Below are 17,801 nucleotides of genomic sequence, written 5' to 3'. Positions count from 1 at the left end.
ATGTGAAAATTTATAACATCAGCTTTAGAGCCAGATAGTTGACTTAAAATTGATCCTGTTCAAACATTAGTTTGTTTTTGAGGTAGATCAAATGTAGGAAAATCTTCACTATTAAATTCAATAACTAATCAAAACATTTCATATGTTTCTAAACATCCAGGTAGAACACAATTAATAAATTATTTTGGAGATATAAACGATAAATTAATTGTTGACTTACCAGGATATGGTTTTGCTAAAATGTCTAAAGAAAAGCAAATAAAAATGAATAAATATATTGATAAATTTTTAGAAAATAATGATAATAAATACATTTTTTTATTAATAGATTCAAGAACAGGAATTACAAAAATAGATTTAGAAAAAATAAATTATTTAGAAAAAATAAATTGACCAGTTGACATAATTTATACTAAGATAGATAAATTAAATCAAAAAGAAAAATCACAATTAATAAAGAAACATAATGAATTGTTTAGTAAAAATTTAATAAGTAATATAACTAATTTCTTTTTTGTATCTAGTCAAAAAAATATAAATCTAAATGAATTAGTTAAACATATAGACAAGATTCTTTACAATGAACATTAATATGAAGAGGAAAAAAATGAAAAAAAACACAATTAAAAATTTGTTACTTGGTGGAATAGCTTTAACTAGTTTAGGAAGTGTTGTTGCACTGTCGGTTATTATTTCTCAAAACAAAAAAAACAAAAATCCTATTGACTTATTAAAAACATATTCATTCAAAATGAATAAATATACAAAAGATGAAGGCGATTTCATTTATAACTTTAATAATTCTACAAACCCTAAAAAATTGTATGAAATAAACAAAAATGATTTACTTGCAAGTGAATTTGCTTTTTCCTCTTACCAAGATAATTCGTCTAATGCTGACAATTATCCGGGATTAAAAAATTCAAATTATTTACAAAAAGAATTTTGAAAATATCAATTTGATTGAAAATATAACAAAGAAAATTTTAAGGAAACTAGTTATAAAAACAAAAATTTTTATCCTCTATTTAGTTTAAAAACAAAAAATGGGAAACCTATTGATTTACTTGAAAAAGATTTCAACATTTACTATAGAGCTTATGCTAATGATTTTGAAGGTAAGTTATATCTTAAAATAAACTTAGAGAATAAAAACGTTGATAAAAATAAAAAGATAAGCGAAAGAAAAAATGAATGAATTGGCTATACTTATGAAATAAATGGTTTTCGAAAAATCAATAAAAATGATTACATAAAAAATAATACTTCAAAGGTATGAAATTTTTCAACAAATGAAAAAATGAGACTTAGTTTTTATCAAAAAACTTTAAATTCTGTGGAAGATTTATTCGAAATTTTGCCACATAAAAATATTGAAAATATCAATGATGAAGATAATAAAAAAACAATTCAAAATAACTATGAAACAATTACAAAATACTTTTCGTTTGGGCTAGATGATAATATTTTAAAACCTGTATATAAAATAAACAAAAATAGATCTATTTGATTTAATTATGATACAAATAAACCAGATGAATTGCAAATTAATTACTTTTTAAATAAGTATATAGATGCAGCGAGTGAGGATGATTTATCAAAAACAAAATTAGTGGAAATAACAGATGAAAACAATCAGCCAATTCAATTTTCTACAACAATTAAAATTGATTACTTTGAATTAGAAAAGATTGCTAAAGAAAATGTCAAAATCATTCCTTTTCAAAATCAAAATTTAAGTCAAATTGATCCTTCGGAAATGGTATTTTACAAAAATGTTAGTTCTGCTTCTACCAATCATAAAAATACTTTAGGCGGTTGATATAAAGATATTGATTTAGTCTTTAAAGATGATTTTGAAATTGAAAATGGTAGTAAATATATTCTAAAATTCTTTGATAAAAAAATAGACGATATATATAATTCGAAAGATGAAAACAATTATAAAGATACTCCGCTTATTAAATATGAAAAAACAACTGGAGAAGCAACCTTTACATACATAATTTATAATAAAAACAATCCTTCAAGTAAATACATTGGTACATATACATTAAAAGGTTTTCAAAAAAAATAACACGTTTAAAAATTGGCGTGTTTTTTATATAAGAATATATAAAACATTTTAGAAAATAGAAAATTTAAAAATACTTGTTTATATAAATAATTATCATAAATTATTAAATAAATATAATAAAATTATAAATATAAGCATTTATTAATCTACATAAAAAGAATCATTTAAGGAGAAAATCAATGGAATTAACAAGTAAACGCAGTAAGTTAGTCATTACCGTTGGACCATCAAGCGATAATTATCAAACATTGCTTTCATTAATTAAAGCTGGAGCCACATGTGTACGTGCAAATTTTAGTCACGGTGATCATGCGGAACAATTGAATAAATTTAATTTAGCCAAAAAAATATCACAAGAATTACACATTCCTGTGTCGTTAATGTTAGATACAAAAGGACCAGAAATTCGTCTTGGTAAAATGAAAGATGGTGCTCAATTAATTGAGTGCGGTCAAATATTGAAAGTTTGAACAACTAAAGAAAAATATGAAACATTAGAAGGAACAAATAGAGAAGTAACTGTTGCTTATGACATGTCACAAGATGTTGTTGTTGGAAATCAAATTCTTTTTGATGATGGTAAATTAACAGCAATTGTAACCAAAGTAGAACCAGGATGTGTTGAAGTTAAAACTTTAAATCAACACAAATTAAAAACAAATAAGAGAATTAATTTACCTGGTGTTGACTTTTCTTTACCATTTTTATCTGAAAGAGATAAAAATGATGTTATTTTTGGAATAGGTTTAGGTATTAACTATGTTGCCGCATCTTTTGTAAATACAGCAAAAAATGTTCAAGACTTAAGAAAAATTTTAGATGACAATGGCGGTAAGCATATTAAAATTATTTCAAAAATAGAAAGTCACTTAGGAATTAAAAATATTGATGAAATTATTCAAGCATCAGATGGAATTATGGTTGCGCGTGGAGATTTAGGATTAGAAATTCCTTATTACGATGTTCCCTACTTTGAAAAAGTAATGATAAGAAAATGTCGCGAAGCTGGTAAACCAGTTGTTGTTGCAACTCAAATGTTGGATTCAATGGAAAGCACACCACATCCTACTCGTGCAGAAGTTACGGACGTTTATTATGCTACTGAATTAGGAGCGGATGCAACAATGCTTTCAGGCGAAAGTGCATCAGGTTCATATCCTCTTGAATCAGTTACAGTTATGTCAACTATTAATCGACGTGCTGAAAAAGAATTTTATGAAAAAACCTATTATGATGTTCAATTAGAAGAAGTTCGTCGTAATTCTGATCAAAGAGACAAAAGATCTAGAATTGCTTACGATGTAGCCAATAGAACTCGTTTTGGAGATTACAAATTTGCTATCGTTCTATCAAGAACTGGCCAATTATTAAAAGAAGTGGCAAAATTTCGCCCTAATACAACTATTGTTGGTATTCTTAATGATGAAAAACTAATTGGAGGTTTTGGAGTTACTTCTAGTGTTTGAACTTCTTTGGATTCTGTAAGATTATTCAATGAAATTAAACAAGATAAACAAAAAGCTAAAGATGCTTTAAAAGCTTATGGAGCAATTAAAGGCGATAGATTTTTAGTTGTTGAAAACGAAAGTTTAACAGAATACATTTTTTAAAATTTATGTGCTTAATTTAAAGCACATTTTTTTATACACGTTTTATTTAATTAAATTTTGATAAAATTAAAAAAATTGAAAAGAAAGGTTGAAAATTTAATGAAGAAAACAAAAGTAAAAAAAATCGGATTCTTTTTTGCATTAACGATGTTAATAGGATCAATTGTAGGAATTGGTATATTCTTTAAAAATGCTGGAATTAGAAATGCAACACAAGGAAATGGAATATCATGATTATTAACATGAATAGTTGCAGGTATTATTTCACTTTGTGCAGCAATTAGTTTTAGTGAAATTAGCACAATTAAAAATACTAAAATATCTGGTATAGGAAATTGAGCAACAAGAGTTATGAATAAGAAATTTGGATATTTTATAACTTTCAATTACACATTTTTATATGGGCCCATATTAATATTTATGCTAAGTTTTTTTACTGCTGAAGCTGCCCACTTATTGATATTTCAAATATCAGGTAAATTAATACCATATGCATATTTACCACTAACATCCTTAATATTATTTTCAATAGTTTTTTTTAGTTTAATAATAAATATAAAAATTTCAGGACACATTCAAAAAATTACAACAATCATTAAATTCATTCCACTAATTGTTGTAATAATATTGGGCATCTCGATGCACAATACAAATAACGCAGGTGGTACGAATGCATTTGTTAATAAAGCGTTTAAATGATCAGATTTAAAAAATATGATAATTGCTTTACCATCTGCATTGTTTGCATATGATGCTTTTTTAAGTGTTGGAAGTACAGCAAACAATATTGAAAATTCAGAAAAAAAAGTCCCTTTAATTGTTCTTTTAGGAATGATTGTTGTAATTACTACGTATTGTTTAATTGCAATAGCATCGATATTGCATGATAGTTCTATTGTTCAACAAATTTTTAATAACATATTTAAAAATAAAAATTTTCAAAAAGCATTTAATATTGTGTTTTGACTATTATTATTTATTTCTGCTTTTGGAGTATTGAACGGTTTTACAACAGCATATGCTCACGATATAAACAACGTATTAGTTACTAATATTTCTTTTGGAATGAACAAAATTAAGAATAAATTAAATTTAAAACAACTAGTTGTAATTTATTTTGCATTAATTTATTTATTAGTTTGAATAATAGGCAGTTCAATTTTATGAATAACTAAGTCAGATAAATTATTAGATGGAATATCAAATTTACCAACATTTATATTTTTTAATTTTTATGGACTAATTATTCTGTTTTACCTAATTAATCGAAAAAATATTAATACTAAAAAGATGAACAAAATAGCTTATTATATAGTTTCTATTTTAGCTGTCATAGGTTGTTTGAGTGTAAACGCAATTTATTTAACAAATTTAACTATTTCTATCATAAATAAAAATAATAGTGGTTGAGGTATTTTTTATTCAGGCTCATACAATGTTGCAATATATATTGAATTAGTCATCTATTTAGTTTATGTTGCACTAATTATTATTCTTCCATACTTAAATTTATGATTAGTCAAAAAAATTGAAAAAAGAGATTTATATAAAGAATTCGAATTTGAAAATAAGGAAATCGATGTAACTAAATTAGTATTTACAAATTACAAATTAAAATAAATGTAAAAGTTTTACATTTATTATTTTTTTTATTGATAAAATAAAAATATAAGGAGAATTTATGAAAAGAAATACTGTTATTTTTATTGTTTGCTTAATTGTTTTTGTTGCTGTAGCAGTAACCGCTAGTTTTTTAACAACTATGTTAATCGATTGATCAATTGCTCCCAGATTGCTATCTCCAGGAGGTAAATAATGAATAACAATAGTTATAAGATTCAAAAAGTAATTATATTATTTATGATTTTGATATTTTTAGAACTTATTAAAAACGGTTTAATGTTGGCATTACAAATTAGATTTGTTTTTGGTAATGACTTAATGAGAATTGTCTATTGAACAACCCAAATTGTAGAATTTAGTTTAATTTTTGTAATCAGTTGATTAACAATTAATGTAATATTAAATTTAAAAAGAATGAACAATGATTTATGAAAAAATGTATTGTTGTTTGGATTAATCACTATTTTAATTTCATTTGTTTTAACTTTTGCTTTTGGTGATTATTTACTATTTATAAAACATGTAAATGTTATATTCATTGTTCTAACAATTGTTAATTTATTTATCGTTATTATTTGAGGAACATTGCTTTATTTCAATACTCAAAAAATTAAAAAAATATAATTAAAAATCACATTCGCAATGAATGTGCCTAAATCGTGATCTACAAGTATACAGTCTGTTTTGTAGTCTACGGTTTAAAATTTATAAGTGGATAATACCCACTTTATTTTGTTGTTTTTATTTTTAATATAAAAAAATAAAATATTGAAGGAGATTACAATTTTGAATATAAAAAAATTGTGAAGAGTTTAATAAAAAATACAATAAATATTACTTTGGAATCAAAGAAACATACAATTATCTCAAAAATAATTACATTTTAAAAGTCCTTCAATTAGAACAGTATTTGATTAAATTAAAATACAAAAATAAGTAATAGCAAAAAGTCACAGATTAAGATCTTATTATAAAAAGAACTTTCACTATAATAAGGAAATTCGCTAAATGTGTAGATTATGTTTATTCCATTAAAACAAAACATAAAAGTGTTTATTCATATTAAAAACAGTATTTTTTATGTGCTCCGTAGGCTCTTGACAAAAAAATCATTTTTCAAAAAATAAAAACAAAATTTTACGAAGTTATATATATAATAAAAAACATAAAGAATACTAGTGTTGTCCTTGGTGGGATACTATTTAGATAAATAAGAGTTTTTTTGTATTTTTAAAAAGTTGTCAATTAGTAAAAGAAAAAATTGAAATTTGAATTACTTAATACAATCATTTTTTAACTTACAAAGTTTTGAATAATCAATTATTAAATATGAAAATATTTTCATATTAAAGTAAAAAAATAATATTTATGTTTCTTTTAATTTAGAATTAAATTATAAGGAGGTGAAAAATGAATAAAAAAATATTATTTTCTAGTTTAACATTAGTAGCTCCATTATCGACATTGGGCGCTTACAACGTAAATACAAATTACGGTGAAAATGATGATATAAATAAATATTTTTCAAATGATTTTAAATTGGATGATTTAGTTAAATCGATAGAAGTAGAAGTATCAAACATAAAAAAAACTAATTTAAAAAATTCTAAAATTATTTCATATAAAAAAATAATAAATTACGATAATGAACCTATTATAATTTTTAAATTTATAAATAAAGGTTATGCAGTTGTTAGTTTGAGTGATTACGAGTTAATTGAATATAATCCAAATGTTAAAATCAGCGAAAAAGATTTTCAAGAAATTAACAAATATTATCCTTACAAGTCATTAACCAAAGAATACGATAGTAAAAGTTATAGCATTGTTGACAATTTTAAAACAAAAATTGCAAAATCAAAAGTTAAATCAAATTTTGATAAACGTTCTGATATTAGCTTAACTAAATTTAAAAATAAAAATTTTAGAAAACAATTAGCAAAAAATTATAAACACAATAAATATTCTTATCGCTCTATCGATAACTCTGATTTTTTAAATGCAGACTACGAAATTGATTATTCATGATGATTTAAATCAAATTTTGATTTTTTTGGTTATACCGATTTAACAAGACCGAATAAATACGAAAGATCTGCAGTTGGCGAAGAAGGCTTATGCGAATATATTTCATTAGCAATGTTAATACAATATCATTATTTATTTAAAAATTCAAAAATAATAGAAGATAGAGTATTTAATAAATATGCAAAAATAGTAAGCGCAAATAATTGAAGTGAAATAAATAACGATGCAAGATTTAATTTTAATACAAATAAATATCAAAACTATATGTTTTTAAAAAATAATAATTTGCCATTATATCCAATATTTAGTTCGCAATTGGTATATGATATGTATAAAGCAACAGATGTAATTAACATCATAAATCCTAAACATTATACAACAGCTTTTAACTCAATTGTTAAAAATGACAATTTTGTTCCTAAATGGTATCATACATATTTTGCAAATAGACCTTGAAAATCACTTTATGATAACAAACCTGTAATTTTAGGTGGTTGAGTTTCATCATATACAAAGGATGTAGAAAGTGCATGACATTCTGTTATTGCTTATGGGAAATGAAAAGATGGAAGTAAAGAAATTTCGAATCTTTACTTAACACATTATGGTTGAGGTCATTATAATAACTTATACTCGCAAGTTGCAATTTCAGCACAAAGAATTAGAAGATGAGGGTATATGTGGTATGTAAATGACAAAACAAAAGAAAATGAAAAAACACATGATAAAGTATTTTGAAAAGATGGAAAATATGTTTCTGCACTTGAAATTGATAAAAAAATATTTTTATAAGGTTGATATATGAAAAAAAACGTCATTATTTTTATTGCATGTTTAATTATTTTTGTTGCAGTAGCATTAATTGCTAGTTTTTTAACAACTATGTTAATCGATTGATCAATTGCTCCCAGATTGCTATCTCCAGGAGGCAAATAATGAATAACAATAGTTATAAGATTCAAAAAGTAATTATATTATTTATGATTTTGATATTTTTAGAACTTATTAAAAACGGTTTAATGTTGGCATTACAAATTAGATTTGTTTTTGGTAATGACTTAATGAGAATTGTCTATTGAACAACCCAAATTGTAGAATTTAGTTTAATTTTTGTAATCAGTTGATTAACAATTAATGTAATATTAAATTTAAAAAGAATGAACAATGATTTATGAAAAAATGTATTGTCATTTGGATTAATCACTATTTTAATTTCATTTATTTTAACTTTTGCTTTTGGTGATTATTTACTATTTATAAAACATGTAAATGTTATATTCATTGTTCTAGCACTTGTTAATTTATTTATCGTTATTATTTGAGGAACATTACTTTATTTCAATACTCAAAAAATTAAAAAAATATAATTAAAAATCACATTCGCAATGAATGTGATTTTATGATTTTAATTATTTTTTACGAGCTTCGTTTGAAAGTTTTAAACTTGCACTACGTGCAGCTTCTCAAATTATTTCATTATATGTAGGATGTGGATGAATTGTGTGAGCTAATTCATGAACTGTAACTTCTTGTTCCATTGCCAAAGCAATTTCTGCAATATAGTCAGTTGAATGTGGACCAACAATTGATGCACCTAAAATTTCACCATATTCTTTATCAACGATTAATTTAATGAAACCTTCTGTATGAGTTGTAGCAATAGATTTTCCTAAATATTCAAATGAGTATTTAGATGCAAATACATTCTTGCCTGCTTTTTTAGCTTCTTCTTCAGTTAAACCAATAAATGAAATTTCTGGATCTGTATAAATACATCCTGGTATTCCGGCTGGATGATAAGTACCTTTTTCTTTATCACCTAAAATATGGAAAACAGCTGCCAAAGCATGTCCATATGCAACATGGGCTAACATATTTTGTCCAGTTACATCACCAATGGCATACATGCCTTTAACATTAGTTCTTTGATGTGAATCAACTAGAACTACGCCTCTTTCGCCTAATTTAACACCAATTTCAGCTAAACCTTTTGAATGAGCGGTACGTCCTGTTGCAGTAAGAATAATATCTTGTTCTAATATTTGTTCTTTACCATCAACTTCTACATATAATTTTCCATCCTCATATTTTTTAGTATTAGCATTGTATAAAATTGTTGCATCTAATGATTTTAAAATCTTATCTGCTTCAGTTGAAACTTCTTTTTCATTAAATGGTAATAGTCTTTCAGTATTTTGAATAACTGTAACTTTCGCTCCACCATGAGCAAAAACAGTTGCAAATTCTAATCCAATTACACCACCACCTATGATTGTAACTTTTTTAGGTAATTTCTTATCATAATTAATAGCTTCTTCAGAAGTAATTATTGTTCCTTCATCATAACCTTTATCAAAACCAGGAATCATTCTTAATTGATTTGCAGTTGATCCAGTTGCAATAATCATATTTTTTGCACTATATACTTTATCATTAACTTTGATAGTACGAGCAGCAACAAATTCTGCTTCTCCAAATACTGAAGTAACTTTAGAACCCTTCATTAACATTTCAACAGATTTTGAAATTTTTTTAACAACTTCTGCTTTTCTAGCATGCATTGCTTTTCAAGTTTTATCTTCATTAATTTTTATAGAGTTTGCAATAATTCCATACTTTTCAGCATGTTTCATATCCTTAATAACTTCTGTTGTTTTTAACAATGCCTTAGTTGGAATACATCCTGTGTTTAGACATACACCACCTCAATATTTTTTTTCAACAATCATTGTCTTAAGACCTGATTTACCAGCTTCTTCAGCTGCTAAATAACCACCAGGACCTGAACCAACAACTATAACATCAAACTCTTCATCAATATTTCCTGAATATGATTTACCGTCTTCAGTAAATGAAACACCATCGTTTTCACAAGTTGATTCTTGTGAGCAAATTTCTTTTGTTTCTTTAACTTCAACATTATTATCTGGTTGTGAAGGACTTAAAAAATCTAAATTAATTAATTCACTTGAATTTGGGGCATCTCCCACCAAGCATTTTTCTTCCTCTTCAGCTCCTTCATTAGGTTGTGAAATATTTGCCTCTGAACTTGTAGGATTTTTATCTCCTGCATCAATAACGAATATATCTTGTCCAACGTGAATTACATCACCCTCTGACATTTTAATTTCTTTAATAATTCCATCTACTGGACAAGGTATTTCACTTGCAACTTTATCAGTTTCAACAGAGAATAATGTATCACCCTCTTTAACTTCTTGACCTACTTTAACACTAATTTCGCCAACTGTTCCTTCGTGAAGACCTTCACCTATATCTGCAAATTTAAATACATAAAATGATGTTGTTGAACTTGATGAAGTTTTTAAATCTTCATTTTTTATAGGTTCACTAGCAGGAACCGAATCTCCCGATCCATCATCAATAACGAATATATCTTGTCCGACGTGAATTACATCACCCTCTGACATTTTAATTTCTTTAATAATTCCATCTACTGGACAAGGTATTTCACTTGCAACTTTATCAGTTTCAACAGAGAATAATGTATCACCCTCTTTAACTTTTTGACCTACTTTAACACTAATTTCGCCAACTGTTCCTTCGTGAAGACCTTCACCTATATCTGCAAATTTAAATACATACATATTAGTACACTCCTAACACTTCTGGATTTTCTAATAATTCTTTAACACGTGAAGCAAAGCGACCAATTGTCGCACCATCTATTCAACGGTGATCTGCTGCTACTGTTAAATACATAACCTTGCCTGGGACAATTTGACCATTTTTAACAACTGGTTGATCTTCGATAGCACCAACACCAGCAATAGCTAATTCAGGATAATTTATAACTGGAACACCATATAATGAACCAACACTACCATAGTTAGTAATAGTAAATCCAGCACCTTTCATTTCTGAAGGTTTAATTGTTCTTTCTCTTGCTGCTTTAGCTAAACGGTTAATTTCACTCGCAATTGAAACAATGCTTGTGTTATCTGCATTGTTTACAACTGGAACCATTAGTCCAGCTTCAGTATCTACTGCGAAACCTAAATTAATTGAACCTGGATAATCTAAGGTTTGTTGTGCCTCATTATATTTTGCTAAAAATATTGGATAATCTCTTAATGCAATTGCCACAGCTTTTGCAATATAAGGTAAAAAAGTAATTTTTACATTTTCTGCTTTTAAAACAACATCTTTAACTCTTGAACGTAAATTTCATAAGTTAGTCATATCAATTTTATGAACTAAATTTGTATATGCAACATTATTTCAAGAATTTTTCATTGTTTTAGCAATAACTTTTCTAATAGGGCTAACAGGTTCAGAATGAGCGCTAATTACAGGTTTAGCTGAAACATTAATCATTTCATTATTAGCTACTGGTTGAGGAGCAAATGAATTGTGGGCAACTGTTGACCCTGATTTTTGAAAGTTTTGAATATCTGACATTAAAATTCTGCCATCTAATCCACTACCCGGAACAAGACTAATGTCTATACCAAGTTTTGCCGCCATTTTACGAGCAATTGGAGTTGATTTAATTTTTTTCATTTTCTATCAATCCTTTCTAAAATTTGAAGTCCATAACTTCTTTTATTTTTGTTAATATTTTTGATTCATCAACCATTTGAAACATTTCTCCTTTAGCGAGAGGAACTGTAATATCATAACCTGTACAACGTGTCATTGGAGCTTTTAAAAATTCGAAAGCGTGTTCATTAACTCTTGCCATAATTTCAGCTGAAACAGAATATGATTTAACAGCTTCATGTACTACTAGAAGTCTACCTGTTTTTTTAACACTTTCAACTATTGTTTTGTAATCTAAAGGTTTAATTGTTCTTAAATCAATTAATTCAATTGAAGCATTTGGATTTATTGATTTGTATGCTTTAATAGCGTTAATAGAATCAAATACTTGTGCACCATAAGTAACTAATGTTAAATCATTACCTGGAGCAACAATATTTGCTTTTCCAATTTCAACTGTATATTCTCCAGCTGGAATTTCTTGTTTACCAGCACGATAAATTTTTTTATTTTCTAAAAATACAACAGGATCTGGATCATTAATTGCTGCTAATAATAATCCTTTAACATCATATGGAAAGGCAGGTAAAACAACTTTAACACCTGGAACATGAGCATAAATAGCTTCAAGTGCTTCAGAGTGATGTTCCATCGCTTTAATTCCACCACCCATAGGCATTCTAATAACCATAGGAACTGTAAAACGACCTCTTGAACGATTTCTTCAACGCGCTGCATGTGTAAATAATTGTTGCATTGCTGGATAACTAAATCCTTGGAATTGAATCTCAGCAACAGGTTTGATTCCTGCAATAGCTGCTCCAATTGCCACACCACAAATAGCTGCCTCACTAATTGGTGTATCAAAAACTCTTAATTTACCATATTTTTTTTGAAGGTTTTCTGTTGCTCTGAAAACTCCACCTTCAACACCAGCATCTTCACCATAAACAACGATACGAGGATCTTTTGCCATTGCTAAATCAAGTGCATTATTAATTGCTTGAACATTATTAACTGTAATTTTATCAGCCATGATTATTTTCCTCCTTTATTTTTAAAGTGTTGAATTGCTTCTTCTTTTTGTGCTTTAAGATCATAATCTAATTCAGCAAATGTATAATCAAATACATCTTCTATTTTTGTATTGATTGTTTTTAATGATTCTTCATATGCAGCCTTAACTTCAGCCATTTTTCTTGTTCAAATTTCTTCTTTTTCAGCATCTGTTAATAATTTTTTGCTTTTTAGAAAAGCTTCTATTCTATGCATTGGTTCTCATTTTTCTTGTTCTTCTTCCAACTCTTTAGTTCTATAAAGTTTAGGATTATCACTTGTTGTATGTGGTCCTTGTCTTCAAGTTAAAAATTCTACAATAACAGGTTTACTTTCATTACGTGCATATTCAATAGCTTCTTTGATAACAGCATATGATGCTAAAAAGTCATTACCGTCAACTCTAACACCTGCACAACCAAATGCATGTGCTTTTGCTGCGATAGTTGAACTAATTGTTTCTTCACTATTTGGTGTAGAAATAGCTCATTGGTTGTTATTTACACAAAATACAGCTGGTCATTCTTGAACTGCTGCAAAGTTAACACCCTCTGCAAATTCTCCTTCTGTTGTACCTCCATTACCAATAAATGAAACCGCTACTGCTCCTGTTTTATTTACTTTATGAGCAAATGCAACACCTGCACATTGTGAAATTTGTGTTCCAATAACAATATTTACAGGTAAAACATTAACATCTTTTGGAAAGTTGTTTCCTTGTTCTTGTCCATTTCAATAGCTAATTAATTTAACCATTGGAACGCCTAAACGTAACATAGCAGCATTTGAACGGAAAGCAGGTAAAAACCAATCTTTTTTCTCCATTGCCATTGCTGTTGCAATTTGTAATGCTTCTTCACCTAAGTTTGGTGGAAATGTAAGCATTCTTCCTTGTCTTTGTAGTTGAAGCATATAGGTATCTTGTTGTCTTGATAATACCATTCATTCATACGCTTCTTTCAATTGTTCGTCACTAAGAGGACATTTATAATTTTTTTCAATTAATTTGCCATCAACGTCAAGATATCTAATAATTTTATTAGGATCATCCATAACTTTTGTAACATCAACGTATTTATATTTCATAAAATTCGACCTTTCTATAAATAATTTGAATAATAAATATTTTATATTTATTTCATACTAGAAACTAGTTAAAATATTAATATTATATATTTATTATATATTCAAAATTATACTTAATATTTCTTATATTAATGCTTATAAATAAAGTTTGTAAATATTTCCATATTTTTATTTATTTTTGTATACAAAAAAAATCAAAAAGTTACCTTTTTACAACTTTTTGATTTTTAATTATTTATTTGAAATTAACTAACTTTAATTGCAATTTTTAATACGCCATCTTTACGACTTTGGAATAAATCGTATGCTTCCACGATATCTTTGAATTCAAAATCATGTGTAACAAGTTTTGTAACGTCAATTCTTTTATCTTCAATTAATTTCATTAAACGACGCATTCTTTCGCTTCCACCTGGACATAATGATGTTTTAATTTGATGATCACCAAGACCTGCTGCAAAATGTTCTAAAGGAATTACTAAATCCTCTGAATAAACACCAATTGAAGATAATTTTCCACCTGGACGTAAAACTTTTAGACAGTTTTGGAATGTAGCATTTAAACCTAAACATTCAACTGATGCATCAGCCATTCTTCCATCTGTAATTCTTTTTACTGCTTCAACAACATCTTCTTTTGTGAAGTTAATTGTGTGTGTTGCACCAAATTCTCTAGCCATTTTTAGACGATTTTCATCACCATCAACAGCAATAATAGTTGATGCACCTAATAATTTAGCACCTATTGTTGCACATAAACCAATTGGTCCTTGAGCAACTAAAACAACTGTGTCACCTAACACAATATCAGCATTTTCTGAACCTTTAATTCCTGTTGAAAGAATATCAGGACACATTAAAACTTGTTTATCTGATAATGATGCTGGAATTTTTGCAACATTTGCCATAGCATTTTTAACTAAAACATACTCTGCTTGACATCCATCTTCAATGTTACCAAATTTTCAACCAGCTGTTGCTTTGTAACCATAGATTTCGCTATCGCCATCTTGTGATCCTTGACCATATTGACACGCTGCTGAATAACCAGAAGGAGTAATAGCACCTGCTAAAACTCTTTCGCCTAATTTAAAGCCTGTCACATTGTCACCAAAAGCAGCAACTGTACCAACTGATTCATGACCAATTGTTAAATCTTCAGCAACTGGGTATTCTCCCTTTCTAATGTGAATATCTGTACCACAAATTGTTGTTGTAGTAACTTTAATTAATAAGTCATTTGGTCCAACTTGAGGAACTGGTTTTTCCATAAGTTTAATTTTACCTTCAGCTTTAGAATTAAAAACTAAAGCTTTCATTGTTTTAGGTAATTTAATTGATTCCATAAATTTTCTCCTTAAAATATTTTTTATCTTTAATATTATAAAGCATTTTGATTATTATTTTACTAGTTGGATAGTATCAAAAATCATTTAATGATAACATTCTCATATTGCAAAAATAAATCAACTAGTAATCTAAAACTAGTTGATTAAATTATTAAAATAATGTTACTTGTTGAGTATCTTCTTCTAAATCCATTTTAAAACTTTTTTTACAAACATCATTTTTTTGAATATTAGGATGATTTTTAAAAAAAGTTTTTGCAAACTCTTTAACTTTATTTGATGCACCAAGAGGAAAAATAGTATTATATTGTTCATTCATTTTTTTCATAAAATTTAAAAAATATTCTCTAGCCAAAATTGAAGCACAGGCTATTTCTAAACTCACACTTTCACCTTTATAAGCTAACAATATATCGCCTTTGATTTCAGGAAATTTGGCTCAATTATTAGTTTTCATTAAATTTATAAAATATTTTTCAATACTTTTACTATTCGAATATTTATCAATAAAAACAAAATCAATTTGTGAAAGAGTTTTTTGCAATTGCGATATTGAAGATAAATGAGTAAACATTTTTAAATAATTTGCATTGTAGCTTTTATTTAAAACATTATAGCCTTTGGGGCTTAAATGATGAATTGCATATTTTGTTAATTGTTTGATTTTATATGCAATTTCTAAAATTTTAGTATCAGTAATTTTTTTACTATCTTTTACTCCTAAATCAATTAACTTTTGACGATTTTCTCTAGGAATAAAAACTGCAGCTGAAACTAACGGTCCAAAATAATCGCCAACTCCAACCTCATCTACTCCTATGACATTCTTATCATCTAATTTTATCGAAAAGTTATACTCTATAAACTTCATATTATCCTATTCATCAATGTCATCTTTTATATAACGGCGTTTCATCATTTTTTTATAATTATTTGCACTTCTTTGCATTTCTTTTTCTGGATTATCCAAAAATTTATTCATGTAATATCCAACTGCTCCGTCTTTATTAGTTTTTGTTAATCTAACAGTTGCATACTTCTTAATAGGTTCTTCAGCATTTCCCATTGCCACAGAAATTTTAGCAACTTTAAACATTGGAACATCATTAAATCCATCACCAAATGCAATCGTATGTTCCAAATCAATACCGTAATAACGAGATAACAATGACAATGCCCTTCCTTTATCAACTGCAACATTAGTTATATCAAAAACTGGTGTTAATCCCTCTCCTTTTGATCAATATGAAAATTCTCCTAAATCTCCAAATTTAGCTTTTAGATATCTTCTTAGTTCTTCAACATCAGTTGTTGGTTTAACATCAAAGATAATACCTGTTGGTCTCAAAGGTATTTTATTAAAATTTAAACCTACAACAAATTTTTGACTTTCTCGAAAACCAAAAACTCTTTCAAGATCCTTATCTCTTTTTTGAAGTTGTACTCATCCTGGTCCTTCAATAGCTATATTACTAATTTCTTTTTTAACTCTAGAATCTCCTAAAACATACAACATTTCATTAAGATTTAGATATTTTATATAAGGAATAAAATTTTCATCTTTCGGATTATGAATTTGTGCTCCATTGTAGTTACATACAACCGTATCCAAACCTAGTTCTTCATAAATTGGTTTTGTACTTCTTCATGGTCTACCAGTAATTGCACAAATTATATGTCCTTCTTTTTGTGCTCTTTTTATAGCATTAAAAGTTACATCATGAATTATTCCATCAGCACTATTTGCAAGCAAAGTACCATCCAAATCAATTGCAAATAAAAATTTTTGTTTTTTGTTCATTTAACCTACTTTCATATTTAGTCTAAAAATAAAGGATTAAAAAATTGAATATCAACTTTTTGACTTACCACATTATACTTCAAAACGCAATAACTATTATTTGAACCAAACCGAGGATAACTTATAGAACCGGGATTTATTACAAATTTATTCTTTGATAATTGATAACTTAATGGAAAATGCGAATGTCCAAATAGCAAAATCTGTTTTAGTTTGTTATCTTCATTTAAAATTAAACCTTTTTCATACAAATATTGCAATTTATTTTTATTAATTAGAACATCATAGTTACCAATTAAATGACCATGTTCAATGGATAATGATAAAACAGCTTTATTTTTATCTTTAGTTATCATTTCATTATTGTCAAAATAAATTTCATTTTTAGAATTAAACAAACTAAAAAAATCATTATTACCCTTTATATAAAAATCAAAATTAGCTTTTACCCAATCATCATTTAATTCAGTATCTCCTAATGATATAAAAAATGTTTTATAGTCATCTTCATATTCATGTTTTAAAATTTTTTCAGCCAATTCTTTATTACCATGAATATCACTAAGTATTACAAATTTCATTTTTCCTCTTTATTTTTAATAATTAGATTATAAAATATTTTTTAAATTAAAAAATAAAAAATAACTAATTAGACTACAAAATAGAAT

17 protein-coding genes are annotated in these 17,801 nt (G+C 26.8%); 9 read left to right on the top strand and 8 right to left on the bottom strand.

Annotated elements, in window-relative coordinates:
* The 9 genes from yihA to T388_RS0100555 all read left to right on the top strand — a co-directional run bounded on the left by yihA (position 1) and on the right by T388_RS0100555 (position 8,705).
* Positions 1 to 591, top strand: a complete 591-nt coding sequence (gene yihA, locus T388_RS0100595) for a ribosome biogenesis GTP-binding protein YihA/YsxC (RefSeq protein WP_027120409.1) — start codon at positions 1 to 3, stop codon at positions 589 to 591.
* A 16-nt stretch (positions 592 to 607) separates the two neighbouring features.
* Entirely contained in the window at positions 608 to 2,077 is a 1,470-nt protein-coding gene (locus T388_RS0100590) for an MAG1430 family protein (RefSeq protein ID WP_027120408.1), read from the top strand.
* Between the two features lie 179 nt (positions 2,078 to 2,256).
* On the top strand, positions 2,257 to 3,687 hold the full coding sequence (gene pyk / locus T388_RS0100585; protein ID WP_027120407.1) for a pyruvate kinase: 1,431 nt from the start codon (positions 2,257 to 2,259) through the stop codon (positions 3,685 to 3,687).
* Positions 3,688 to 3,786: 99 nt separating this feature from the next.
* The gene (locus tag T388_RS0100580) at positions 3,787 to 5,307 is read left to right on the top strand and encodes an APC family permease (RefSeq protein WP_156930240.1); all 1,521 of its coding nucleotides are present in this window, start codon (positions 3,787 to 3,789) and stop codon (positions 5,305 to 5,307) included.
* Positions 5,308 to 5,368: 61 nt separating this feature from the next.
* A complete protein-coding gene (locus T388_RS03955) occupies positions 5,369 to 5,503 on the top strand; it encodes a hypothetical protein (RefSeq protein WP_281170869.1) in 135 nt (44 codons plus the stop codon).
* Positions 5,503 to 5,934, top strand: a complete 432-nt coding sequence (locus T388_RS0100570) for a hypothetical protein (RefSeq protein ID WP_027120405.1) — start codon at positions 5,503 to 5,505, stop codon at positions 5,932 to 5,934. The genes T388_RS03955 and T388_RS0100570 overlap by 1 nt, the downstream gene beginning before the upstream one ends.
* A gap of 786 nt (positions 5,935 to 6,720) precedes the next feature.
* On the top strand, positions 6,721 to 8,130 hold the full coding sequence (locus T388_RS0100565) for a putative cysteine peptidase (protein WP_027120404.1): 1,410 nt from the start codon (positions 6,721 to 6,723) through the stop codon (positions 8,128 to 8,130).
* 9 nt (positions 8,131 to 8,139) lie between these two features.
* Positions 8,140 to 8,274: a hypothetical protein gene (locus T388_RS03950; protein WP_281170868.1), complete on the top strand. Its 135-nt coding sequence runs from the start codon at positions 8,140 to 8,142 to the stop codon at positions 8,272 to 8,274.
* Entirely contained in the window at positions 8,274 to 8,705 is a 432-nt protein-coding gene (locus T388_RS0100555; protein ID WP_027120403.1) for a hypothetical protein, read from the top strand. Before T388_RS03950 ends, T388_RS0100555 begins: the two co-directional genes overlap by 1 nt.
* 42 nt (positions 8,706 to 8,747) lie before the next feature.
* Here the strand turns inward: T388_RS0100555 and lpdA are convergent, their stop codons facing one another.
* The 8 genes from lpdA to T388_RS0100510 form a co-directional block, all read right to left on the bottom strand.
* The gene (gene lpdA / locus T388_RS0100550; protein ID WP_036456761.1) at positions 8,748 to 10,946 is read right to left on the bottom strand and encodes a dihydrolipoyl dehydrogenase; all 2,199 of its coding nucleotides are present in this window, start codon (positions 10,944 to 10,946) and stop codon (positions 8,748 to 8,750) included.
* 1 nt (position 10,947) lies between these two features.
* Complete coding sequence (locus T388_RS0100545) at positions 10,948 to 11,862, bottom strand: 2-oxo acid dehydrogenase subunit E2 (RefSeq protein ID WP_027120401.1); 915 nt, start codon at positions 11,860 to 11,862, stop codon at positions 10,948 to 10,950.
* 16 nt (positions 11,863 to 11,878) lie between these two features.
* Positions 11,879 to 12,877, bottom strand: a complete 999-nt coding sequence (locus tag T388_RS0100540; protein ID WP_027120400.1) for an alpha-ketoacid dehydrogenase subunit beta — start codon at positions 12,875 to 12,877, stop codon at positions 11,879 to 11,881.
* Positions 12,878 to 12,879: 2 nt separating this feature from the next.
* The gene (gene pdhA / locus T388_RS0100535; protein WP_027120399.1) at positions 12,880 to 13,983 is read right to left on the bottom strand and encodes a pyruvate dehydrogenase (acetyl-transferring) E1 component subunit alpha; all 1,104 of its coding nucleotides are present in this window, start codon (positions 13,981 to 13,983) and stop codon (positions 12,880 to 12,882) included.
* 245 nt (positions 13,984 to 14,228) lie between these two features.
* The gene (locus tag T388_RS0100530) at positions 14,229 to 15,329 is read right to left on the bottom strand and encodes a zinc-binding dehydrogenase (RefSeq protein WP_027120398.1); all 1,101 of its coding nucleotides are present in this window, start codon (positions 15,327 to 15,329) and stop codon (positions 14,229 to 14,231) included.
* A gap of 154 nt (positions 15,330 to 15,483) precedes the next feature.
* The gene (locus tag T388_RS0100520) at positions 15,484 to 16,203 is read right to left on the bottom strand and encodes a ribonuclease HIII (RefSeq protein ID WP_027120397.1); all 720 of its coding nucleotides are present in this window, start codon (positions 16,201 to 16,203) and stop codon (positions 15,484 to 15,486) included.
* Between the two features lie 6 nt (positions 16,204 to 16,209).
* Positions 16,210 to 17,133: a Cof-type HAD-IIB family hydrolase gene (locus tag T388_RS0100515; protein WP_027120396.1), complete on the bottom strand. Its 924-nt coding sequence runs from the start codon at positions 17,131 to 17,133 to the stop codon at positions 16,210 to 16,212.
* A 17-nt stretch (positions 17,134 to 17,150) separates the two neighbouring features.
* Complete coding sequence (locus T388_RS0100510) at positions 17,151 to 17,714, bottom strand: metallophosphoesterase family protein (RefSeq protein ID WP_027120395.1); 564 nt, start codon at positions 17,712 to 17,714, stop codon at positions 17,151 to 17,153.
* Between the last annotated feature and the right edge of the window lie 87 nt (positions 17,715 to 17,801).

Origin of the sequence: Mycoplasmopsis lipofaciens ATCC 35015 (genome assembly GCF_000686585.1) — a bacterium.
GTDB lineage: Bacteria > Bacillota_I > Bacilli_A > Mycoplasmatales > Metamycoplasmataceae > Mycoplasmopsis > Mycoplasmopsis lipofaciens.
The sequence above is the reverse complement of the archived record's forward strand: the minus strand, read 5'-3'. Positions and strand labels throughout refer to the sequence as shown.